Origin of the sequence: Collinsella sp. AM15-2 (assembly GCF_003471985.1) — a bacterium.
Classification (GTDB): domain Bacteria; phylum Actinomycetota; class Coriobacteriia; order Coriobacteriales; family Coriobacteriaceae; genus Collinsella.
The window spans coordinates 61018-83095 of sequence record NZ_QRKO01000002.1 but is presented as its reverse complement, the minus strand read 5'-3'; the positions used below and the strand labels follow the sequence as shown (position 1 = coordinate 83095).

Sequence of the window (22078 nt, the reverse complement as noted above, 5' to 3'; positions counted from 1 at the left end):
GCTCCGCCACCTCACAGGTAGATTCCTTCGTTTGAAAGGTTATGAACAATGACTAAAGAACTCGATTTCGACGCTATCAAGGCTGCTGCTGAGTCCCATCGTGCTGATATGACTCGCTTCCTGCGCGCTATGATCTCCCACCCCTCTGAGTCTTGCGAGGAGGGTGAGGTTGTCGCTTGCATCAAGGCCGAGATGGAGAGCCTTGGCTATGACGAGGTCAAGGTCGACGGCCTGGGCAACGTCATGGGCTTTATGGGCGAGGGCGACAAGATCATCGCCATCGACTCCCACATCGACACCGTCGGCATCGGCAACATCGAGAACTGGGATGCCGATCCCTATGAGGGCTACGAGACCGACGAGATCATCTACGGCCGCGGCGGCTCCGACCAGGAGGGTGGCATGGCTTCTGCTACCTATGCTGCCAAGATGATGAAGGACATGGGCCTCATCCCCGAGGGCTACAAGATCATGGTCGTCGGCACCGTCCAGGAAGAGGACTGCGACGGCATGTGCTGGCAGTACATCTACAACAAGGACGGCATTAAGCCCGAGTTCGTCATTTCCACCGAGCCCACCGACGGCGGCATCTATCGCGGTCACCGCGGCCGCATGGAGATCCGCGTCGACGTTCACGGCACCTCCTGCCACGGTTCCGCTCCCGACCGCGGCGACAACGCCATCTACAAGATGGCCGACATCATCGCCGACGTCCGCGCCCTCAACAACAACGGCTGCGACGAGTCGACCGACATCAAGGGCCTCGTCAAGATGCTCGACCCTAAGTACAACCCCGAGCACTTCGAGGATGCCCGCTTCCTGGGCCGCGGCACCTGCACCGTCAGCCAGATCTTCTACACCAGCCCCAGCCGTTGCGCCGTGGCCGACTCCTGTGCCATCTCCATCGACCGTCGCATGACCGCCGGTGAGACCTGGGAGTCCTGCCTGGACGAGATTCGCAACCTGCCGGCCGCCAAGAAGTACGGCGACGACGTGAAGGTCTCCATGTACATGTACGACCGTCCGTCCTGGACCGGCGAGGTTTACGAGACCGAGGCTTACTTCCCCACGTGGATCAACAAGGAGACCGCTCCGCACGTCAAGGCCCTCGTCGACGCCCACAAGGCCATGTTCGGTGACGAGCGCATCGGCTGCGAGCCCAGCATGGACAAGCGCACCGGTCGTCCGCTGTGCGACAAGTGGACCTTCTCCACGAACTGCGTTTCCATCCAGGGCCGCTATGGCATCCCCTGCGTCGGCTTCGGCCCGGGTGCCGAGTCTCAGGCTCACGCTCCCAACGAGGTCACCTACAAGGACGACCTGGTCACCGCTGCCGCCATGTATGTGGCTGCCCTGAACCTCTACGATCCGAGCCAGGCCGATGGCGACGCCACCGTGTTCCGCGCCGGTCTGACCAACAACAAGATCGATTAGTCCCATTCCTCGATCTTGTTGAGCCGGGGACAGCTCGTGTCCCCGGCACCCCCTGTTGACTTGGGGCCCGCGGTCGTTATCTCCCATGCTTCCTCAACGGTAGCGGGTCCTCGTCATAGTGCTCTGCATGTTCTAGCCACACGCGCATGCCGGAGCACATCTACTCATTGCGATCGTTTCATCTTTGGAAAGGACATTTACATGGACGCCAAGTTTACCGAGCTCGTCGAGCAGCTGAACGGCCTCGATTTTAAGGGCATGTACGGCAGCGACTTCCTGCACACCTGGGATAAGACCACCGATGAGCTCAAGGCGCTCTACATCGTCGCCGACGCCCTGCGCGAGCTGCGCGAGAACAACGTTTCGTCCAAGATCTTCGATTCGGGTCTGGCCGTCTCCCTGTTCCGCGACAACTCCACCCGTACGCGCTTCTCCTTCTCTAAGGCAGCCAACCTGCTCGGCCTTGAGCTGCAGGACCTGGACGAGAAGAAGTCCCAGATCGCTCACGGCGAGACCGTCCGCGAGACCGCTACCATGATCTCCTTCATGGCCGACGTCATCGGCATCCGCGACGACATGTACATCGGCAAGGGCGACGCCTACATGGCCGAGGTCTCCGAGTCCGTCCAGCAGGCTTACGAGGACGGCGTTCTGGATCACCGTCCCACGCTCATCTCCCTGCAGTCCGACTCCGATCACCCCACGCAGTCCTCTGCCGACATGCTCTACCTCATCAACGAGTTTGGCGGCCTCGAGAACCTCAAGGGCAAGAAGGTTGCCGTCACCTGGGCCTATTCGCCCTCTTACGGCAAGCCGCTGTCCTGCCCGCAGTCGCTGATCAGCCTGCTGCCCCGTTTTGGCATGGACGTCACCCTGGCCCACCCCGAGGGCTACGACCTCATGCCCGAAGTCGTCGAGCGCGCTAAGGGCTACGCCGCCGAGTCCGGCACCACCTTTAAGCAGGTCAACACCATGGCCGAGGCCTTCGAGGGCGCCGACATCGTGATCCCCAAGAGCTGGGCTCCGTTTGCCGCCATGGAGAAGCGTACCAACCTGTACGCCGAGGGCGACGACGCCGGCATCGCAGCGCTCGAGAAGGAGCTGCTCGCCCAGAACGCCACCCATCAGGACTGGTGCTCCACGACCGAGCTCATGGAGAAGACCGCCAACGGCCAGGACACCATCTTTATGCATCCGCTGCCCGCCGACATCTCCGGTGTCTCCTGCGAGCACGGTGAGGTCAACGCCGACGTCTTCGACATGCATCGTGTGGGCATGTACAAGGAGGCCAGCTACAAGCCGTACGCCATCGCAGCCATGATGTTCCTGCAGAAGGTTGCCGATCCCGCCGCTACCCTCAAGGCCCTCGACGAGCGCAACACCGCCCGTTGGTTCCAGGCCTAGAGCCGGGCTGAGGTAAGCCATGTAAAGGGGGCACTCTGCCAACCGGCGGGGTGCCCCCTTTTTGCATCGTGGGCGTGCGGGATAAGCGCTTTCGATGCAGATGCCCCGCGGCGCGAGTTATGGGTACGATGGTTTCAGGGGAGGTATCGCCATGAAACTTGGTTGCGTCATTATGGCTTCGGGCGAGGGCAAGCGGTTTGGCTCTAACAAGATGCTTGCCGATATCTATGGCAAGCCGCTGATTGCCCGGACTATCGATTCGGTCCCCCGGGGCTTTGACGTTGTGGTTTCGACGCGTTGGCCCGAGGTCGCCCAGATTTGCGAGGACAGGCATTGCCCGTGCGTGCTGCACGATGCCGAGCTGCGCAGCGAAAGCGTCCGTGCGGGCCTTTCGTGGGGGGTCGATCGCAACTGGAAAGGTTGCCTCTTTTTGCCGGGCGACCAGCCACTTGTGAGTTCGGATTCTTTTGAGGCTATGGTTCGTGCATTTGACGAGCGTGGCCGCAAGCATCCGGTGCGTCTTGCGTGCAACGGCGAGCCTTCGAGCCCGGTGCTCTTTCCGGCGGAACTGTTCGATGCGCTTATGTGTCTTGAGGGCAAGGACGGCGGCGGTTCGATCCTCAAAGGTCGCGTCGACGTTGCGCTGGTCGAGGCGCGTGCGTACGAGTTGTGGGATGTCGATACCGCCAAGGGACAGCGGCGCATAACGGAGCATATCGCCGCCTGCTCGTATTTTGATCACGTGGCAAACTGCATCAATCAATAAGGAGCAATTATGATCATCATCAAAAACGGCGCGCTCGTGACGCCACAGGGGCTTCGTCGCGCCGACCTTGCCATGGAGGGCGACAAGATTGTGCGGATTGCCGCGGCAATCGAGCCGGGCGAGGGCGATACTGTCCAGGACGCCACCGACTGTTGGGTGTTCCCCGGCTTTATCGACGGCCACACGCACATGCAGTGCTGGACTGGCATGGATTGGACGGCCGATAGCTTTGAGACCGGTACGCGTGCGGCTGCCTGCGGCGGTACGACGACCATCGTGGACTACGCGACGGCCGATCGCGGCGTGACCATGCCCGATGCCTTGGCCGAGTGGCACCGGCGTGCCGATGGAACCTGCACGGCTAACTATGCTTTTCATATGGCACTCGCCGAGTGGAACGAGCGCAACCGCGCCGATCTTTCGGCCATGCGCGAGGCGGGCGTTTCGTCGTTTAAGACCTACTTTGCCTACGACCACCTGCGCCTGGACGATGCCGAGACACTCGAGGTGCTCGAGGAGCTCAAGCGTATTGGCGGCATACTGTGCGTGCATTGCGAGAACGGTACGCTGGTGAATGAGCTGCAGAAGCGCGTGTTTGAGCAGGGTATCCACGGGCCCGAGGGCCATGCGCTCAGCCGTCCGGATGTGTGCGAGGCTGAGGCAGTGAGCCGTCTGCTGTATCTGGCGCACTTGGCCGGGGACGCCCCGGTCAACGTGGTGCACCTTTCGACCAAGCTGGGGCTCGAGACCATTCGCGCTGCCAAGGCGCGCGGGCAGAAGAATATCTATGTCGAGACCTGCCCTCAATATCTGATGCTCGACGATACCTGCTATCTGGAGCAGGGGGAGGACGGCTTTGCGGGTGCCAAGTATGTGATGAGTCCGCCGCTGCGCCATGCCGGCGACCGTGCGGCTCTACGCGAGGCGCTTGTGGCCGGCGAGATCGATACCATCGCCACCGACCACTGCAGCTTTAATCTGCACGGGCAAAAGGACCGCGGGCGCGACGACTTCCGCGCGATTCCCAACGGCGGACCCGGTGTGGAGCATCGCCCCGTCGCGATCGCCACGAGCTTTGAGGGACAGCTGGGCCCCGAGGATTTGTGCCGCCTGATGAGCGAGAACCCGGCGCGCGTCTTTGGCATGTATCCGCGCAAGGGCTGTCTTGCCGAGGGTGCCGATGCCGACGTGTGCGTGTGGGATCCCAAGGCGCGCTGGACCATTCGCGCGGCGACGCAGCATCAGGCTGTGGACTACACGCCGCTCGAGGGCCTTGAGGCGCACGGCCGCGCCAAGGCCGTGTTTGTGAACGGCGTACTGGCTGCGCGCGACGGCGAGCCCACCGGAGCCCAGCCCGGCCGCTACGTCCCCCGCTAGCAGCAAAGATGTCGTGTCCCCTCCGCAGTTGCGGTGAAATAGTTCCTGTTTAGCCGCCAAATAGGCCGTTTCAGGAACTATTCCACCGCAACTTATAGGTCTGGTGGGGCAGCGCCGGCTACTTGAGGTTGGTGGCGACGATGGGGCGGTCGAGAGCTGTCTCGAAGCGGCCGGCCATCGTGGGGTCGCTGAGCGTGTCGACTTGGTTGAGCATGACGCGTGCGGTGCAGAGTCCCAGCGCCTGCATCTCGGCATTGAGCACCTGGGCGACGCGCTCGGCCGTGGCGATGTCGGTGAGCTCGCAGCCGCACCGCTCGCAGAAGAGCTCGGGGCGGTGGACAACCTTGGCGACGGGCTTGCCCAGCCCCGAGGCGCCGACGATCCAGACAACGTTTGCCGTGGCGGCGGGAATTACCGGCTCCCAGGCGGCGTGCGCCTTGAGCGGGAGTCGCTTGCTGCCATCTGCTTCGCCCAACACATAGTCAAAGCGCTGCGCCAGCTCGTTGAGCGGCTCAGCGGGGGCGGAGAGCTTGCCTGTCTCCGGGTCCAAAACACCTGCCTGACAGATGCTTCCGCGGACAAGTCCCGCGCAGGCCTCGCAGGTGCAGCCGGGAACATGCAGGGCCCCCGGCTTCCAAGGCGCGGCGTCCAGGCGACGGATCGACCCGTCCCATGGCACGCCGGCGACGGGAAACATGTGCGTGGTGGTGCAGAGGAGCACGCGGCCGCCAGCGCGCATAAGCTCAAGGCCGAGCGTCTTGAGCAAGGTCGACTTGCCGCCGCTGCCGATAATCGCGGTAATGCCCGGCTCGATCCTGAGCGCCGAGGCAAGATTGCCACTAACCGTTTCCATCTGTTCACCGCCGTATAATATTGTGATAATAAATAATCATCAGAGTGGCGGTCGAACCGCTTTTGCTCTGCTCAAACCGTAGCACAGGGAGGTGCCCCAGGAATGCTCGTTTATGTTCGCGGCGCCGGCGATATCGCCACGGGCGTCGCCGCTCGCTTGGTGCGCGCCGGCGTGTCGGTCGTTATGGCCGATATCGCGGTTCCCACGTGCATCCGTCGCACAATCAGTTTTTGCGAGGCCATTCGCCTGGGCGAGGTCCAGGTCGAGGGCATTCGCGCTCGCTTGGCGCAGACGCCGGCAGAGGCGCTCGAGATTACCCAAGCGGGGGATGTTGCCGTCGTGGTGGACCCTCAGGCCAAGATGCTCGATGAGCTTAAACCCGCGGCTGTGGTCGACGCGATTTTGGCCAAGCGCAACCTGGGCACTACGCGCGACATGGCGCCTGCCGTCATCGCCGTGGGGCCGGGCTTTACCGCGCCGGTTGACTGCGACGTCGTGGTCGAGACCATGCGCGGGCATTTTCTCGGACGTGTCATTACCCAAGGTTCGCCCCAGCCCAACACGGGTGTGCCGGGCTTGATCGGCGGCTATGGCAAGGAGCGCGTTATCCATAGCCCCGCCGCCGGCGTGTTTCGGTCCGACCGCGCAATCGGCGACATCGTGAGCGCCGGAGACGTGATTGGCTACGCGGGCGATACGCCCATGTATACGCAGATCGATGGCTGCTTGCGCGGCCTTTTGGCCGACGGCGTTCAGGTGACCGAGGGCTTTAAATGTGCCGACGTCGACCCGCGCGGCGATGCCAGCTATATCAACTACATTTCGGACAAGGCGATGTCGGTTGGCGGCGGCGTGCTCGAGGCGCTCGCTATGCTCACCGGTGTCTTTAGAGGATAGAAGGCGGCAATGGAAAAGCTCGATGTTGTGAATGCGGCGCTTGCCGCCCTGCGTGCTGGCGAGACGTGCGAGCTCGTGGTCGTGGCCGGTACGGCGGGGTCGTCGCCGCGCGGCGTGGGCGCCTGGATGGCCGTCTTTGCCGATGGCAGCCAGGCGGGCACTATCGGCGGTGGCAAGATTGAACTCTTTGCGCTGGATGAGGCGCGCGAGCTCCTGAGCGCGGGACAGTCGCGTCTGGTCCGCTACACCATGGGCGGCGAGAACTCCGATACCGGCATGATCTGCGGCGGAGCCATATGCCTGTGCTACCTGCATCTGGATGCGACTCAGGCACCGTTGTTCCAGGAAATTGCCGACGTCTTGGCCTATCGGCGCATCGGCGACTTCGTCATCGACTTTGAGCCGTTTGTCGCGAGCGCGCTCGAGGGCGATGTGGCCGAGTACCATGGCGAGGAATCGCGCCGCACCATTGCGGGCTGCCCCGGGCTTTCGCTGGTGGAGGAGGGGAGTAAGGTCAGCTACACCAACGCGGCCTCCGAGATTCCCGTGGCGCACGTCGAGACGCTCTGCCCCGAGGGCCTGACTTATATCTTTGGCTGCGGCCACGTGGGCGCTGCGACGGCGCGGGTGCTCACGGCGGCGGGTTTTGCCGTCGTGGCCTGCGACGACCGCCCCGGCACGCTGACCCCCGAATGGGTGCCCGGTGTCTACGACCGTCGTCTGGTCGACTACAAGAACCTGAGCGAGCAGTGCCCCATCGGCCCGCGCGACCTGGTGGTCGTTGCCACAGCAGGCCACAAGTCCGATATCGACGTGGTGATTCAGGCCATGCGCGCCAAACCCGCCTATCTGGGCTGCTTGGGCTCGCGCCGTAAGACGGCCTTTGTGCGTGCCCGCCTGGAGCAGGAGGGCTTTACGCAGGAGCAAATCGGCGAGCTGCACCTGCCGATCGGAGTCGCCATCGAGGCCGAGGACCCCGAGGAGATCGCTATCTCCATCGCCGCCGAGATGATCCACCTGCGCCGCACCAAGCTCGTCCCCCGCAAGCGCTAGTCGCATCCCCATATATGAGTTGCGGTGAAATAGTTCCTAGATAAGCCTGACGGGCGGTCAGCCAGGAACTATTTCACCGCAACTGCTGTTTGACCCCGGGGATGCAGGATTGCGGGCCAAAATGCTACCTGTGCCATATGCCCTATAATGTCCGACCGTTGAGCGGCATGGGGCCGCTGCCTAGGGTATGGGAGGCGCAAATGGCAGAGTCGGCAGCAGGGGATGCCCTGTTCGAGCGAACGGAAAAAGTATCGTTTGTGCAGGTATTGCCCCATGCATTGCAACATGTGCTGGCGGCGTTCGCGGGCATCGTCACGCCCGCCATCATCATTGCGTCGGTCTGCGGCTTTACCCCTCAGGAGGAGGCCTCCGTCATCCAGGCGTCGCTCGTCCTCTCGGCGCTCGACATTTTCCTTCAACAGTTCCCCATAAAAGGTGTCGTCGGTTCGGGCCTGCCCATTGTGATGGGTGCGAGCTTTACCTTCGTGCCGGCGCTCAAGGCAGTCGGTCTTGAGCTTGGTTTTGAGGCCGTGCTGGGCGCCCAGGTAATCGGCGGCGCGCTCGTCGCGCTCTTCGGCCTACTGTTTAGGCGCGTGAGTTTTCTGTTTCCGGCCCCGGTGCTTGGCACCGTCATCTTTGTCATTGGCCTGTCGCTATGCCCAGTGGCAGTTGCCTCCATGGCGGGCGGGGAGGGCGCGGCCGATTTTGGCAGTGTCACCAACTGGGCCGTCGCACTTGTGACGTTCGTCGTCACCTTTATGGCTGGCAACTACGGCAAGGGCGCGCTTAGGCTGGGCAGCATCCTGGCTGGTATCTGCGCGGGCTTTGTTTTTGCTGCGGTGTTGGGCATGGTCGATTTCTCGGCCATCGCGACCGCCAGCTGGTTCGCCCCGCCGGCCCTGGGCGCCCATCGCCTGGTGTTCGACCCGGCCGCGTGCGCCGTTGTGGGCGTTGTCGCCATTGTCAACGCAGTACAGGTCATGGGTGAGTTTGCCGCCGTGTCGTCCGCCGCGCTCGATACCCCTGCGACCGATAGCCAGATCTCGGGTGGCCTGATCGCCAACGGCCTGGTCGGTATGCTGTCGGGCTTTTTGGGCGGCGTCCCCACGGCAACCTTTGGCCAGAATGTGGGCATTATCGCCGAGAACAAGGTCGTCAACCGCATGGTCTTTACGCTTGCCGCCGCCATCTTGCTCATCGCGGGCCTGCTGCCCAAGTGCGCGGCAGTGCTCACGTCCATTCCGCAGCCGGTAATCGGCGGCGCTACGATCGGCGTGTTCGCAACCATCGGCATGAACGGTGTGGTCATGTTTGCCCGCCACGGCCTGTCTCAGCGCGATACCACGCTCATGGGCCTCTCCATCGCCTTTGGCACGGGCATTGAGCGCACGGCCGGCGCGCTTGCCGGCGCTGGATTCCCCACATGGGTCGGCACCGTCTTTGGCGGATCCTCCATTGCCGTCGCCGCGCTCGTTGCTGTGATCCTCAACCTGGTTCTCCCGCGCCAAAAATAACGCCCCATATATGAGTTGCGGTGTAATACGGACTGTTTAAGCTTGTTAAGCCATCAAACAGTCTCTATTTCACCGCAACTGCCATTTTCCTCCGTCCTCTAGGGATCAATTTGTGCGGGGGAGTTGTGGAGTTGTGCAGGCAGACGAGGTTTTTCTGGAAATACGCTCCCGATGCGCGTATAGTACCGATTGTTTTGTCGGCTCCTGCTGCGTCGAGTCCAAACCGCGAAATGCCATGAGCGGCGCGGATGCAGCCAGGAGGCACGAGGACAACCCACCGTGGCCACGCCCCGTGCTTAAAACCCCAAGAAGGAGTGAACAATGGCAGAAGAGAAGTATGTGCCGCGTCTGAAGACCAAGTACAACAACGAGGTCAAGCAGCAGCTTCAGGACAAGTTCCAGTACGAGAACGTCATGATGATCCCCAAGTTTGAGAAGATCGTCGTGAACATGGGTGTCGGCGAGGCCGCTACCGATTCCAAGGCCATCGACGGTGCCGTGCGCGACCTGCGCGCCATCACCGGCCAGCAGCCGATGATCACCCGTGCCCGCAAGTCCATCGCTACCTTCCGCCTGCGCGCTGGTATGCCGATCGGCTGCAAGGTTACCCTGCGTGGCGACCGTATGTGGGAGTTCTTCGATCGTCTGACCTCCGTCGCGATCCCTCGTATCCGCGACTTCCGCGGCATCTCCGCCAAGAGCTTCGACGGCCGTGGTAACTTCTCCATGGGCGTCACCGAGCAGCTCATCTTCCCCGAGATCGACTTCGATTCCGTCGATCACCAGCGTGGTATGGACATCACTTTCGTGACCACCGCCAACACCGATGAGGAGGCCAAGGCCCTTCTGGACGCCTTCGGTTTCCCGTTCAAGAAATAGGTTCACCTGCCCTATAAGCGCCGTTCCCACAAGGGGGCGGCGCTTGGGGCGAACAATACTCTATGTGAGGAGGATATAAGTGGCTAAGACATCGATGATCGTCAAGTGCAATCGCAAGCAGAAGTTCTCTACTCGTGAGTACACGCGCTGCCAGCGCTGCGGCCGTCCGCACTCTGTGTACCGCAAGTTCGGCCTGTGCCGTGTCTGCTTCCGCGAGCTTGCACTCAAGGGCGAGCTTCCCGGCGTTAAGAAGGCCAGCTGGTAAGTCACTACCAGCGTTTCAAGCATCCGTTTGGAACAGGGAAAACGCGCTAGTTAGGCTTTGCCGTTAAGGGCGGCGAAGAACCAAGAGCACGTGTTCATCAAGAACGAAGGAGAATCTGTATGAACCTTACAGACCCGATCGCAGATATGCTTACGCGCATCCGTAACGCTAACTCTGTGAACAAGGCCACGGTCTCCATGCCGAGCAGCAAGAAGCTCGTCGAGATCGCTCGTGTTCTGCACGAGGAGGGCTACATCGAGGGCTACGATGTCGAGGACACCGTTCCCCAGAAGACTCTGCACATCACGCTTAAGTATGGTCCCAAGAAGGCCAAGGTCATCAACGGCATCCGCCGCATTTCCAAGCCGGGCCTGCGTAAGTACACCGGCGTTGCCGACATGCCCCGCGTTCGCGGTGGCCTTGGTACCGCCATTATTTCCACCAGCCATGGCGTCATGACCGACCGCGATGCTCGCAAGCACAACGTCGGCGGCGAGATCATCGCTTACGTCTGGTAATTCGCTCGGTAGGTAGAAGGAAAGGAGATCACCGTGTCTCGTATCGGTAATAAGCCTGTCCAGATTCCCGCCGGAGTCGAAGTGGCAGTCAACGGCAACAACGTTGCCGTCAAGGGCCCCAAGGGCCAGCTCGAGCTCGATGTCTATGAGAAGCTCGCTATCAACGTCGAGGACAACGTCCTCACCGTTTCCCGTCCCGACGACGAGCGTGAGACCCGTGCCCGCCACGGCCTCACCCGCGCCCTCATCCACAATATGGTTGTTGGCGTTTCCGAGGGCTTCGAGAAGAAGCTCGAGCTCGCCGGCGTCGGTTACCGCGTGCAGCAGAAGGGCAAGAACCTCGAGTTCTCCCTGGGCTTCTCGCACCCCGTGATCGTCGAGGCTCCCGAGGGCATCACCTTCGAGGTTCCCGACAACACCCACGTGAACGTCAAGGGTATCAACAAGCAGCAGGTCGGTCAGATCGCCGCTGAGATCCGCGGCCATCGTCCTCCCGAGCCTTACAAGGGCAAGGGTATCCACTACGTTGGCGAGCACATCCGCCGCAAGCTGGGTAAGGCCGCCAAGTAGTCGTAACCGACTCACTCGCATAAGACCAGCACCCCGTCAGGTGCTGGCAAGATCAACCTTTTTAGGAGTTTACGTATGAACAAGCATAAGGCGAAGCTGGAAGGCCTCAAGCGTCGTCAGCGTCGTGTTCGCGGCAAGATCTCGGGTACCGCCGAGCGTCCGCGTCTTCGCGTGACCCGTACTAACGCCAACATCTATGCCCAGATCATCGACGACAGCAAGGGCTCCAGCCTGACGCTCGTCTCCGCCTCGACCCTCGAGGCCGAGTTCAAGGGCACCCACACCTCGAACAAGGAGGCTGCGGAGAAGGTCGGTCAGCTCGTTGGCAAGCGCGCCATCGAGGCCGGCATCACCAAGGTCGCCTTCGATCGCGGTGGCCGTATCTACCATGGCCGCGTAAAGGCCCTCGCCGACGGTGCTCGTGCCGCCGGTCTCGAGTTCTAGGAGGTATGTAGCACATGGCTCGTAATCAGAAGCAGCAGCGCGAGGCCTCCGAGTTCGAGGAGCGCGTCGTTTACATCAACCGCGTGTCGAAGACCGTCAAGGGTGGTCGTCGCATGAGCCTCGTCGCTCTCGTCGTCGTTGGCGACGGCAAGGGCAACGTCGGCGTTGGCATGGGCAAGTCCGCTGAGGTGCCCCTGGCCATCTCCAAGGCGTCTCTCGATGCCAAGAAGAACATGTTCCACGTGCCGGTGACCGAAGAGGGCACCATCCCGCACGAGGTTCTCGGTCACTTTGGTGCCGGCCGCATCATCATCAAGCCCGCTGTCGAGGGTACCGGCGTTATCGCCGGCGGCGCTGTGCGTCCCCTCTTCGAGCTTGCTGGCATCAAGAACGTCCTGTCCAAGTCCCTCGGTACCGACAACGGCCTTAACATCATCAAGGCTGCCGTCGAGGGCCTCAAGGAGCTCTCCAGCCCTGAGGACGTCGCGGCTCGCCGTGGCCTGACGGTCTCCGAGATGTTCGTCGGTAAGGAGAACTAAGCATGGCTGACACCATCAAGATCAAGCAGGTCCGCAGCACCAACGGTTGCAAGCAGGACCAGGTCCGTACTGTCCGTGCCCTCGGTCTCCACAGGATCCGCGAGGTTCGCGAGATTGCTGACAACGAGTCCGTCCGCGGCATGATCTTCAAGGTCAAGCACCTTGTCGAGATTGTAGAGGAGTAGCAAATGCAGCTTCACGATCTTACTCCCGCGCCCGGTTCCACCAAGAACCGCAAGCGCGTCGGCCGTGGCAATTCTTCGGGTCACGGCACCACTTCTGGCCGCGGCCAGAAGGGCCAGGGTTCCCGCTCTGGCGGCACCAAGGGTGCCGGCTTCGAGGGTGGCCAGACTCCGCTGGCTATGCGTCTGCCCAAGCTTCCGGGCTTCCGCAACCCCCGTCGTATCGAGTACACCGCTGTCAACGTTGAGCGTCTCGAGCGTAAGTTCGAGGACGGCGCTGTAATCGACGGTGCCGCTCTTAAGGCTGCTCGCATCACCAAGAGCGAGTTCGAGCCCGTCAAGGTGCTCGGCAATGGTGAGCTCACCAAGAAGTTCACGGTCAAGGTCGACAAGGTCAGCGCTTCTGCGCAGGCCAAGATCGAGGCCGCCGGCGGAAAGGTCGAGCTGCCGTGCTAAATGGTCTTAAGAATGCTTTCCGCATCAAAGAACTGCGCGAAAAGATTCTTTTTACCATAGCTATGCTCGTCGTGTACCGCATTGGTGCGCACGTTCCTGTGCCCGGCATTCCCTTCCAGGGGATGCTGGGCCTTTTCTCGACCGGGAGCAACTCGGTCGCCGCAGGTGCTATGGCCCTCCTGAATCTTTTCTCTGGTGGCGCGTTGAGCTATGTCTCGGTGTTCTCTTTGGGCATCATGCCGTACATCACGAGCTCGATTATCCTCCAGATGCTCCAGGCCGTCGTGCCTTCCCTGCATGAGCTTGCCCGCGAGGGCGAGGTCGGTCAGACCAAGATTACGCAGTATTCGCGTTACCTCACCTTGGCTCTGGCTATCCTCAACTCCGTGGGTTACCTCTTCCTCTTTAAGAGCTTCGGCATTAGCTTCAACGGCGCCGGCGCTCCCGAGATCATCTTTGACCTCATGATCGTCGGTACGCTCACTGCGGGCGCCATGCTGATCATGTGGATTGGTGAGCTCATCACCCAGCGCGGTATCGGCAATGGCATGTCGCTTATCATCTTCGCGAACATCATGGCCGGTCTTCCGCAGGCGATCTTCTCCAGCACCGAGGGTAACGCCGGTGGCATCATCACCATGGTGATCATCTGCGCCATCATCCTGCTGGTCATCCCGCTGATCGTTTTCCTTGAGCGCGGCCAGCGCCGCATCCCGGTCTCCTACGCCAAGCGCGTCGTGGGCCGTCGCATGATGGGTGGCCAGACCACCTACCTGCCCATCAAGGTCAACACCGCGGGCGTCGTGCCGATTATCTTCGCTTCGGCACTGCTGTACTTCCCGGCCCAGATTGCCGTGTTCTTCCCCGGCATCGGCTGGATTCAGGCAGTTGCCTCCGCGCTTTCGACCGGTTGGCTCAACTGGGTGCTTAACGTTGTCCTCATCGTGTTCTTCGCGTACTTCTACACCTCCATGGTGTTCAACCCCGATGACACGGCCGACAACCTTAAGAAACAGGGCGGCTTTATTCCGGGCGTGCGTCCGGGTAGGGCTACCGCGGCCTACATCAAGAACGCGCTCAACAAGATCACGCTTCCCAGCGCTGTCTTTTTGGCGCTCATCGCCATCGTGCCTTCGATCATCTTCTCCTTTACGGGTAACCATCTGATCCAGGCATTTGGCGGCACGTCCATCCTCATCATGGTCGGCGTCGTGCTCGACACGGTCGATAAGCTCGAAGGCCAGATCAAGATGTATGATTACGATGGATTCTTTAAATAGGCTAGAGGAGGATTGCTCATGAACCTCGTATTGCTCGGAGCTCCGGGTGCCGGTAAGGGCACCGTCGCACAGGAGCTCGTCGCCGAGTTTGGCGTCGCTCACATTTCTACGGGCGACCTGCTGCGTGCTGCCGTCAAGGGTGGCACCGAGCTTGGTATTCAGGCTAAGAAGTACATGGACGCTGGCGAGCTCGTTCCCGACCAGCTCGTGATCGACCTTGTCAAGGAGCGCCTTGCCGCCGATGACGCCCAGCAGGGCTTCATCCTCGACGGCTTCCCGCGCAACACCGCCCAGGCTGTGACGCTCGATTCCGAGCTCTCCACCATGGGTCGCGAGATCGATTGCGCCCTTCTGGTCGACGTGGCCCCCGAGGTCATCATCGACCGTCTGTCTTCGCGTCGCACCTGCCGCGCCTGCGGTTACACCGGCACTGCTGCCGATGCCACCTGCCCCAAGTGCGCCGGCGAGATGTATCAGCGCGACGACGACAAGCCCGAGACCATCAAGAACCGTCTCGACGTCTACGAGAAGTCCACGAGTCCGCTCGTCGACTACTATCGTGGCCAGGGTCTGCTCAAGTCGGTCAACGGTGACCAGGCTCGCGAGACCGTGTACGGGGATGTCAAAGAGGCTCTCGGTCTATGATCAAGATTAAGTCTGCAACGCAAATCGAGCAGATGAAGAAGGCAGGAGCGCTATCTAAGATGGCGCTCCGCCACGTTGGAGCCATGGTTCGCCCTGGTGTTTCGACCTTTGAGCTTGATCAGCTTGCGGAGCAGATTATCCGCATGCATGGTGGCACCCCGGCCTTTAAGGGCTACGGCGGGTTTCCCGGTACCATTTGCGCATCGATTAACGATGCCGTGGTGCACGGTATTCCCAATCCCGACATGATCCTGCGCGATGGCGATATCATCTCCATCGATACGGGTGCCGTTGTCGACGGTTGGGTCGGCGATAATGCTTGGACGTTTTTCGTCGGTACCCCCACGCCCGAGGCCAAGGCCCTGTGCGAGGTTACGCGCGATTGCCTTAAGACTGCCATCGAGCAGGCTGTTCCCGGTAACCATATCGGGGATGTTGGTTATGCCGTCCAGTCCCTCGCCGAGTCTCACGGCTATGGCGTGCTTCGCGATTATGTGGGGCACGGTATTGGCCATGTGATGCACGAGGACCCCAACGTTCCGAATTACGGAAAGAAGGGGAGGGGCGTTCGTCTCCAGGCTGGTATGGTCATTGCTATCGAGCCGATGGTCACGATGGGATCCAATCATGTGAGCACGGGCTCCGACGGTTGGATCGTCACGACCAACGACCACCTGCCCGCCGCGCACTATGAGAACACCGTCGCCATCACCGATGACGGCCCGGTGATTCTTACTACCGACGCGCAAGGCGCCTGGTGTTCCTTGCAAGGAGGCGAGATGTAGAGGCCGCGTTCAAATTCTCCGGCATTTACATTTCAAAGTAACTAGTTTCACTTAGTTGTGGAGCCATTACGAAGATATTACGATACGTGCACGCGTATTGTAGAATACTCAATCGCTGTCGTTTTCTAGAGAAAGATGATTGCTTGTGAAGAAGGAAGACGCAATTGAGCTCGAGGGTACGGTAAAGGAACCGCTGCCCAACGCCATGTTTAAGGTTGAGCTCGAGAACGGTCATTCGGTTCTGTGCAACATTTCTGGCAAGATCCGAATGAATTACATCCGTATTCTCCCCGGTGACAGGGTTGTCGTGGAGCTTTCCCCGTACGACCTGACCCGCGGCCGCATCACCTATCGCTATAAATAGCGGCACGCATACACGCACTCCTTTTCCGACTGCAGGCTTAGCTCAACCTACGGTCGGATTGTGTGTGAAGACCAGCCATAGTTTTAAACGCCTGCGGCTGGGCGAGTAGATAGTAGGGAAGTAGTTTGAGCGCTACCGAAAGGAAGAACGATGAAGGTACGTCCTTCGGTCAAGAAGATGTGCGATAAGTGCAAAATCATTAGGCGCCATGGCAAGGTCCTCGTCATTTGCGAGAACCCCCGTCATAAGCAGCGTCAGGGTTAAGAGAGGAGACTACGTTGGCCCGTATTAATGGTGTCGACCTCCCGCGTGAGAAGCGCGTTGAGATCGGTCTGACCTACATTTACGGCATCGGCCGCACCACTGCGACGAAGATTTGCGTCGAGTGCAACGTTAACGTGGATACGCGCGTTAAGGACCTCACCGAGGATGAGGTTAACGCCATCCGCGATTATATCGACAAGAACCAGATCATGGTTGAGGGCGACCTCCGCCGTGAGCGCAACCAGAACGTCAAGCGCCTTATGGACATCGGCTGCAACCGCGGCCTTCGTCACCGCAAGGGCCTCCCGGTCCGCGGCCAGCGCACCCACACTAACGCTCGTACCCGCAAGGGCCCGAAGCGTCAGATCGGTGCTAAGAAGAAGAAATAAGGAGCGCTAGATAGATGGCTACTGCTAAGAAGAACGTTCGCGCTGCCCGTCTGAAGCGCGCGGACCGTAAGAACATTTCCGTGGGCCAGGCTCACATTCGTTCTACGTTCAACAACACGATCGTTTCGATCACCGATCCCCAGGGCAACGTCATTTCCTGGAAGTCGGCTGGCCAGGTGGGCTTCAAGGGCTCCCGTAAGTCCACGCCGTTCGCTGCCCAGATGGCTGCCGAGGCTGCTGCCAAGCAGGCCATGGAGCACGGTATGAAGAAGGTTTCCGTCTTCGTCAAGGGCCCCGGCTCCGGTCGTGAGACCGCCATCCGCTCCCTCCAGGCTGCTGGCCTCGAGGTCTCGAGCATCCAGGACAAGACCCCCATCCCGCACAACGGCTGCCGCCCCAAGAAGCGTCGCCGCGTGTAACTGAAAGGATCGTATCAATATGGCAATCGACAGGACTCCTGTTCTTAAGCGCTGCCGTCAGCTCGGGATCGATCCCGCTGAGCTCGGTTACAGCAGCAAGAAGGAATCTATCCGTCAGCCCAAGCGCCGTCGCAAGGAATCTGAGTACGGCATGCAGCTGCGCGAGAAGCAGAAGGTCAAGTTCATCTATGGCGTTCTGGAGAAGCAGTTCCACGGCTACTTCAACAAGGCCCGTAAGATGAACGGCGTCACCGGTGAGAACCTCATGATCATCCTTGAGTCTCGCCTCGACAACGTCGTCTTCCGTCTTGGCTTCGCCCGCACCCGCAAAGAGGCTCGTCAGTCCGTCCGTCACGGTCACTTCACCGTGAACGGCAAGCGCGTGGACATCCCGTCCTACCGCGTCAAGGCCGGCGACGTCGTCGCTGTCGGCGAGAAGTTCCGTGACCTCCTCCCCATCAAGGAGGCCCTGATTTCCTCCGAGCGTTTCGAGGTCCCTGGCTGGCTCGAGGTCGATATCGAGAAGCTGTCTGGTAACGTGCTCGCTCTGCCGACGCGTGAGCAGATCAGCGGTGATATCAACGAGCAGCTCATCGTCGAGCTCTACTCTAAGTAGTCCATCCGGGCTGCTGAGGCTGGAGGTAATACATGTCAGAATTCATTAGGCCTCAGGTTCAGGTCGAAGAGATTAACGAGACGTCTGCTCGTGTCTCCGTTGAGCCGCTCGAGCGTGGCTACGGCGATACGCTGGGTAACTCCCTTCGTCGCGTTCTTCTGTCCTCGCTCGAGGGTGCCGCCGTCGAGGCTATTCAGATCGATGGCGCGCAGCACGAGTTCATGACCATCCCTAACATGGTCGAGGATGTCACCGACATCGTCCTGAATGTCAAGGGTCTTGTCTTCAGGGCTCTCGGCACGACCGACGAGGCGACCGCCACTATTTCTGTTGACGGCCCCTGCGAGGTCACCGGTGCGGACTTCTTTATTCCGTCCGAGTTTGAGCTGGTCAACCCCGAGCAGCACATCGCTACGCTCACCGAGGGTGGCCATCTCACCATGAGCATGCGCATCGGCTATGGCCGCGGCTATGTCTCTGGCGAGGCTAACAAGCGCGACAACGATCCCATCGGTGTGATCCACGTCGACTCGCTGTACTCGCCGGTGTCCCGTTGCGCCAAGCTCGTTGAGGCTTGCCGTGTCGGTCAGCACACCGACTACGACCGCCTTGTCCTCGAGATCGAGACCAACGGCTCCATCGCTCCGCGCGACGCCGTGGTCCAGGCTGCCAATATCATCAACCAGCATATGGCTGCCTTTATGAACCTTGCCGAGACCCCCGAGGTCGAGGAGGAGGCTTCGATCTTCGCTCCCGAGGTCACCAACGACAACGCCGAGCTGGACAAGCAGATCGAGGATCTGGACCTTTCCGTCCGTTCCTACAACTGCCTTAAGCGCGCCAGCATTCACTCGGTCCGTCAGCTCGTTGAGTTCTCGGAGAACGATCTGCTCAACATCCGTAACTTCGGTGTTAAGTCGATCGAGGAAGTGAAGGACAAGCTAGAGTCCATGGGCCTGAGCCTGAAGGCTTAATGCTTCGCATATTTGAGGAGAAACTAGACCATGCGTCACAACGTTAAGAAGGGCCTGAAGCTCGGCACCGATGCGAGCCACACCAAGGCCATGAAGAAGAGCCTTGCTAAGGCCCTCTTCGAGAACGACCGCATCAAGACCACCGAGACCCGCGCTAAGGCGCTGCGTTCGGTCGTCGATCCGATCATCACCTGGGCCAAGAAGGGCGACCTGCACTCTCGTCGTCTGGCCATCGCCAAGCTCGGCGATAAGCAGCTCGTTGCCGAGATCTTCGACAAGGCTGCTCAGGGCATGTGGCAGGACCGCAACGGCGGTTACACCCGCATCATGAAGCTCGGTAACCGCAAGGGCGACAACGCTCCCATCGTTATCATGGAGCTCGTCACCGAGCCTTGCACGCCTAAGGCCAAGAAGGCTGCTCCGGCCCCCAAGAAGGCCGCTGCTCCTAAGAAGGTCGAGGCCGTCGAGGAGGCTCCTGCTGAGGAGACCGCTGAGTAGACAATCCGTCTGCATAGGCTATATTCGAGGGGTACGTTCGCGTACCCCTCTTTTTTTGTCGCAATACCGTTGATTGTTTGTTGGGAGCGTCCATGACCGCGCCGTCTGATTTCAATTCGATTCCAGAGCTCGATGCCACGCTCGTATTCCGTGTTGCCTATGATGGCTCGTCCTATAGCGGATTTGCAGAGCAGCCGGGTCAGACGACCGTTGCGGGCGAGTTGCGCCGCGCTATCGAGACGCTGCTGCGCCGCCCGATCGATCTGACGTGTGCGGGGCGTACCGATGCCGGCGTGCATGCGGTGGCTCAGTACATTAGCGTGCCCGTAACGGACGCTGAGCTTGCGTGTACGCGCCGTAGGTGGCTGAGGGCTATGGATGCCCTGTTGCCCAAAGATATCGCCATAAACGAGGTCTACAGGGCCCGTAAAGGCTTTTCTGCTCGCTTTGACGCGCGGTCCCGTACGTATACGTACCGTATTGCCGATCGCGATGCGCGCCCCGTGCTCTCGCGCGGCGCTGTGTGGTGGCATCGCTATCCCCTCGACGTCGATGCGATGGCGGCCGCCTGCCCTGCGCTTTTGGGCGAGCAGGACTTTAAGAGCTTTTGCAAGGTGGCATCTGCCGTGGGCAAGCCCACGCATCGCTGCGTGATGCGTGCCGAGTTTGGCCACGAGGTCGCTTTTGGCGAGGATATCCTGACGTTCACCATCGAGGGCAATGCGTTTCTGCATTCGATGGTCCGTACGATCGTGGGCACGCTTGTCGAGATTGGCATGCATCGCCGTGAACCCGAGTGGATGCGCGAGGTCATCGATGCTTGCGACCGTACCGCTGCGGGCCCCACGGCTCCTGCCTGCGGCCTTACGTTTATGGGCGTGGATTACGATCCCGCCGAGCTTGTCGTGCTCGACTAGGGGAGGGCTCGACGTCTCGTGCGTCGACACCTGCCATCTGTGGGCTGCGCGTGTGCAACATCTGTTCTTGGCGTGCAATACAACCGGTGTCTCATTGCTTTTATTGCCGGGGTGTACCATGAACCACGGTTTTATTCATTGCTGTCGAGAGGACGGATAATTTGGTTCGACGTGGCTCGCATCCGCGACTTTCGGTGATCCTTGTGGTAGAAGGTTCGCCCAGCTATGCGATGCGTGCGCTCGAGAGTATCCAGAACCAAGACCTCTACGATTTGCAGATTGTCGTTGTCTGTCGCGATGCTGCGCCCGGTGTGCGCCATTCGCTTCAAGTTGCTGCTGACAGGGACATCCATATTGATTTGATTGACGTCGAGGACGCGACGCGCGGCGCGTGTCTTCGTGCCGGTTTTGCTGCCTCGCGCGGCTCTCAAATCATCGCCATGAACGCCGATGAGTGGTTTGCTCCGCAATCCCTTTCCAAGATGGTCGATATCGCGTGCGATACTGCGGCAGACATAGTGTTCCCCACGGTGTCGCTCGACCGCTATGATGCACATCGAGAGCGCCATTCGCGCGTCTTGGATGCTACTCATATTTCCATTGATACCAAATCTTCGATGGTGGCCGGGCTGCCCCAGTTGATTTTAGGCGGCTTGGTTGCTCAAGTCTCTGGCGTGATGTATAGCCGTCCGCTGTTTGAGGCATGCCTTTTGTGCGACAAGGCGTTTCGCACAGTTGGGTTTATGGCATGCGCGCTCTCGCAGGCGCAGCGCGTCTCCGGATGCGGCAACGCTTGTTTCCACGCGGTGGCGCCTAAGCTTACAGATGCCTTTGATCCCACCATGTATGCCAAGGTATCCGATGACACCCGAGCGCTCGACGAGCTTGCGGACTCACTCTCGGAAGCAGATAGCGGTGGTCGGCTCAAGCTGGCAAGCCAAAAGTTCTACTTTGTCGGACTGGTCGCCTGCATCGAGAATTTGTGTCTGAGCCCGCATGGGGTGTCGTCAATCGAGCGTTCCGCCCGCATGCGTGATATGCTCGAGGCGCCTCGAACCCGTCAGATGGTCGCCGCGCTCAAGGATAACCATCGGGGACTCGGTCTGTTGTTTGGGCCGATCGCCAGCGCCAAGCCCGCGCGCTGCGTGATGTGTACGCATCTGGCAGCTTTTCTTAACCGGACGGGCGCAAAAACCGCCTAAACGGCTCATTACGAAACAAACTTGCATAGAATTGTTTCGAAATGCGTTCTTATACACAAAAGCCTTCAAATAGCGTTAAACTATTCAATCACTGATTGATTGTCTCCGCCATCTTTTGGAGAGAGGGTTTGTATGGCTAAAAAACGCAATGGGCGCCAGGATGCCATTAGAGATATTGTGCGCAATAAGGATGTCCGCACGCAGCGCGTGCTGGTCGATGAGCTCCGTGCTATGGGCTTTGATTGCACGCAGGCGACTGTCTCTCGCGATATTGCCGATATGGGGCTGCGTAAGCTCCCTGAGGGCATCTATGTTCTGGCAGAGGACCTGCACCTGCAGCGTATGGTTTCCGAGCTCGTAACGGGCGTTCTGCGTACTGATAATCTGGTTATGATCAAGGCTCAGCCTGGCACGGCTTCCGGCATCGCCGCCGCCGTTGATGCGGCAGAGTTACCCGATGTGCTTGGCTCGCTTGCCGGCAACGATACGATTTTGGTTATTGCCCAGACGGCCGAGGACGGCGAGCGTCTCGAGGCGCTGATCAATAAGTTGAGCAATTCTCGCAAGTAGGTGT

The 22078-nt window shown here is 60.3% G+C and carries 29 protein-coding genes; 28 read left to right on the top strand and 1 reads right to left on the bottom strand.

Annotated features, from left to right (window positions below; all coding sequences use genetic code 11):
- Positions 1–48 precede the first annotated feature (48 nt).
- The 4 genes from DW171_RS01475 (at position 49) to hydA (ending at position 4981) form a co-directional block, all read left to right on the top strand.
- Positions 49–1434: a YgeY family selenium metabolism-linked hydrolase gene (locus DW171_RS01475; RefSeq protein ID WP_099432046.1), complete on the top strand. Its 1386-nt coding sequence runs from the start codon at positions 49–51 to the stop codon at positions 1432–1434.
- Positions 1435–1635: 201 nt separating this feature from the next.
- A complete protein-coding gene (ygeW, locus tag DW171_RS01470; RefSeq protein ID WP_055252229.1) occupies positions 1636–2838 on the top strand; it encodes a knotted carbamoyltransferase YgeW in 1203 nt (400 codons plus the stop codon).
- Between the two features lie 151 nt (positions 2839–2989).
- Positions 2990–3604, top strand: a complete 615-nt coding sequence (locus DW171_RS01465; protein WP_158570994.1) for a nucleotidyltransferase family protein — start codon at positions 2990–2992, stop codon at positions 3602–3604.
- 9 nt (positions 3605–3613) lie between these two features.
- Positions 3614–4981: a dihydropyrimidinase gene (gene hydA, locus DW171_RS01460; protein WP_118270237.1), complete on the top strand. Its 1368-nt coding sequence runs from the start codon at positions 3614–3616 to the stop codon at positions 4979–4981.
- 118 nt (positions 4982–5099) lie between these two features.
- On the opposite strand, the gene yqeC is transcribed toward hydA, so the two are convergent.
- Positions 5100–5834 (bottom strand): selenium cofactor biosynthesis protein YqeC, encoded by a 735-nt coding sequence (yqeC, locus tag DW171_RS01455; protein ID WP_118270236.1) that lies wholly within the window; start codon positions 5832–5834, stop codon positions 5100–5102.
- Positions 5835–5936: 102 nt separating this feature from the next.
- Here yqeC and yqeB point away from each other — a divergent pair, with 102 nt between their 5' ends.
- From yqeB to DW171_RS01335, 24 genes are all read left to right on the top strand, one after another.
- The gene (gene yqeB, locus DW171_RS01450; protein ID WP_118270235.1) at positions 5937–6731 is read left to right on the top strand and encodes a selenium-dependent molybdenum cofactor biosynthesis protein YqeB; all 795 of its coding nucleotides are present in this window, start codon (positions 5937–5939) and stop codon (positions 6729–6731) included.
- A 9-nt stretch (positions 6732–6740) separates the two neighbouring features.
- Positions 6741–7784: an XdhC family protein gene (locus DW171_RS01445; RefSeq protein WP_118270234.1), complete on the top strand. Its 1044-nt coding sequence runs from the start codon at positions 6741–6743 to the stop codon at positions 7782–7784.
- Positions 7785–7984: 200 nt separating this feature from the next.
- Complete coding sequence (locus DW171_RS01440; protein ID WP_158570993.1) at positions 7985–9298, top strand: uracil-xanthine permease family protein; 1314 nt, start codon at positions 7985–7987, stop codon at positions 9296–9298.
- Positions 9299–9619: 321 nt separating this feature from the next.
- The gene (rplE, locus tag DW171_RS01435) at positions 9620–10177 is read left to right on the top strand and encodes a 50S ribosomal protein L5 (RefSeq protein ID WP_006235260.1); all 558 of its coding nucleotides are present in this window, start codon (positions 9620–9622) and stop codon (positions 10175–10177) included.
- Between the two features lie 79 nt (positions 10178–10256).
- The gene (locus tag DW171_RS01430; protein WP_022094280.1) at positions 10257–10442 is read left to right on the top strand and encodes a type Z 30S ribosomal protein S14; all 186 of its coding nucleotides are present in this window, start codon (positions 10257–10259) and stop codon (positions 10440–10442) included.
- Between the two features lie 119 nt (positions 10443–10561).
- Positions 10562–10960, top strand: coding sequence for a 30S ribosomal protein S8 (gene rpsH / locus DW171_RS01425; protein ID WP_006235262.1), 399 nt, complete (start codon positions 10562–10564; stop codon positions 10958–10960).
- 33 nt (positions 10961–10993) lie between these two features.
- Positions 10994–11530, top strand: a complete 537-nt coding sequence (gene rplF / locus DW171_RS01420) for a 50S ribosomal protein L6 (protein WP_118270232.1) — start codon at positions 10994–10996, stop codon at positions 11528–11530.
- A 75-nt stretch (positions 11531–11605) separates the two neighbouring features.
- Positions 11606–11974: a 50S ribosomal protein L18 gene (gene rplR, locus DW171_RS01415; protein ID WP_118270231.1), complete on the top strand. Its 369-nt coding sequence runs from the start codon at positions 11606–11608 to the stop codon at positions 11972–11974.
- 14 nt (positions 11975–11988) lie between these two features.
- Positions 11989–12513, top strand: a complete 525-nt coding sequence (rpsE, locus tag DW171_RS01410; RefSeq protein WP_118270230.1) for a 30S ribosomal protein S5 — start codon at positions 11989–11991, stop codon at positions 12511–12513.
- 2 nt (positions 12514–12515) lie between these two features.
- Complete coding sequence (rpmD, locus tag DW171_RS01405) at positions 12516–12698, top strand: 50S ribosomal protein L30 (protein ID WP_006235266.1); 183 nt, start codon at positions 12516–12518, stop codon at positions 12696–12698.
- Positions 12699–12701: 3 nt separating this feature from the next.
- A complete protein-coding gene (rplO, locus tag DW171_RS01400; RefSeq protein WP_006235267.1) occupies positions 12702–13151 on the top strand; it encodes a 50S ribosomal protein L15 in 450 nt (149 codons plus the stop codon).
- Positions 13145–14431: a preprotein translocase subunit SecY gene (secY, locus tag DW171_RS01395; RefSeq protein WP_118270229.1), complete on the top strand. Its 1287-nt coding sequence runs from the start codon at positions 13145–13147 to the stop codon at positions 14429–14431. The genes rplO and secY overlap by 7 nt, the downstream gene beginning before the upstream one ends.
- Before the next feature lie 18 nt (positions 14432–14449).
- Positions 14450–15076, top strand: a complete 627-nt coding sequence (locus tag DW171_RS01390; protein WP_118270228.1) for an adenylate kinase — start codon at positions 14450–14452, stop codon at positions 15074–15076.
- Positions 15073–15861 carry a type I methionyl aminopeptidase gene (gene map / locus DW171_RS01385; RefSeq protein ID WP_118270227.1) on the top strand — a complete coding sequence of 263 codons (789 nt, stop codon included), beginning with the start codon at positions 15073–15075 and terminating at the stop codon, positions 15859–15861. The genes DW171_RS01390 and map overlap by 4 nt, the downstream gene beginning before the upstream one ends.
- 145 nt (positions 15862–16006) lie before the next feature.
- A complete protein-coding gene (gene infA / locus DW171_RS01380; RefSeq protein ID WP_035137443.1) occupies positions 16007–16225 on the top strand; it encodes a translation initiation factor IF-1 in 219 nt (72 codons plus the stop codon).
- A 150-nt stretch (positions 16226–16375) separates the two neighbouring features.
- Positions 16376–16489: a 50S ribosomal protein L36 gene (gene rpmJ, locus DW171_RS01375; RefSeq protein WP_006363204.1), complete on the top strand. Its 114-nt coding sequence runs from the start codon at positions 16376–16378 to the stop codon at positions 16487–16489.
- Between the two features lie 14 nt (positions 16490–16503).
- On the top strand, positions 16504–16878 hold the full coding sequence (rpsM, locus tag DW171_RS01370) for a 30S ribosomal protein S13 (RefSeq protein ID WP_022094275.1): 375 nt from the start codon (positions 16504–16506) through the stop codon (positions 16876–16878).
- 14 nt (positions 16879–16892) lie between these two features.
- Positions 16893–17297 (top strand): 30S ribosomal protein S11, encoded by a 405-nt coding sequence (gene rpsK, locus DW171_RS01365; protein WP_006235274.1) that lies wholly within the window; start codon positions 16893–16895, stop codon positions 17295–17297.
- Between the two features lie 19 nt (positions 17298–17316).
- Entirely contained in the window at positions 17317–17913 is a 597-nt protein-coding gene (rpsD, locus tag DW171_RS01360) for a 30S ribosomal protein S4 (protein WP_006235275.1), read from the top strand.
- 32 nt (positions 17914–17945) lie between these two features.
- Complete coding sequence (locus DW171_RS01355) at positions 17946–18887, top strand: DNA-directed RNA polymerase subunit alpha (RefSeq protein WP_006235276.1); 942 nt, start codon at positions 17946–17948, stop codon at positions 18885–18887.
- A gap of 30 nt (positions 18888–18917) precedes the next feature.
- Positions 18918–19385: a 50S ribosomal protein L17 gene (rplQ, locus tag DW171_RS01350; protein ID WP_006235277.1), complete on the top strand. Its 468-nt coding sequence runs from the start codon at positions 18918–18920 to the stop codon at positions 19383–19385.
- 92 nt (positions 19386–19477) lie between these two features.
- Positions 19478–20302: a tRNA pseudouridine(38-40) synthase TruA gene (gene truA / locus DW171_RS01345; protein ID WP_118270226.1), complete on the top strand. Its 825-nt coding sequence runs from the start codon at positions 19478–19480 to the stop codon at positions 20300–20302.
- Positions 20303–20505: 203 nt separating this feature from the next.
- Positions 20506–21504, top strand: a complete 999-nt coding sequence (locus tag DW171_RS01340) for a glycosyltransferase (RefSeq protein WP_147357331.1) — start codon at positions 20506–20508, stop codon at positions 21502–21504.
- Positions 21505–21636: 132 nt separating this feature from the next.
- Positions 21637–22074 carry an arginine repressor gene (locus tag DW171_RS01335; protein ID WP_006235280.1) on the top strand — a complete coding sequence of 146 codons (438 nt, stop codon included), beginning with the start codon at positions 21637–21639 and terminating at the stop codon, positions 22072–22074.
- Positions 22075–22078 lie beyond the last annotated feature (4 nt).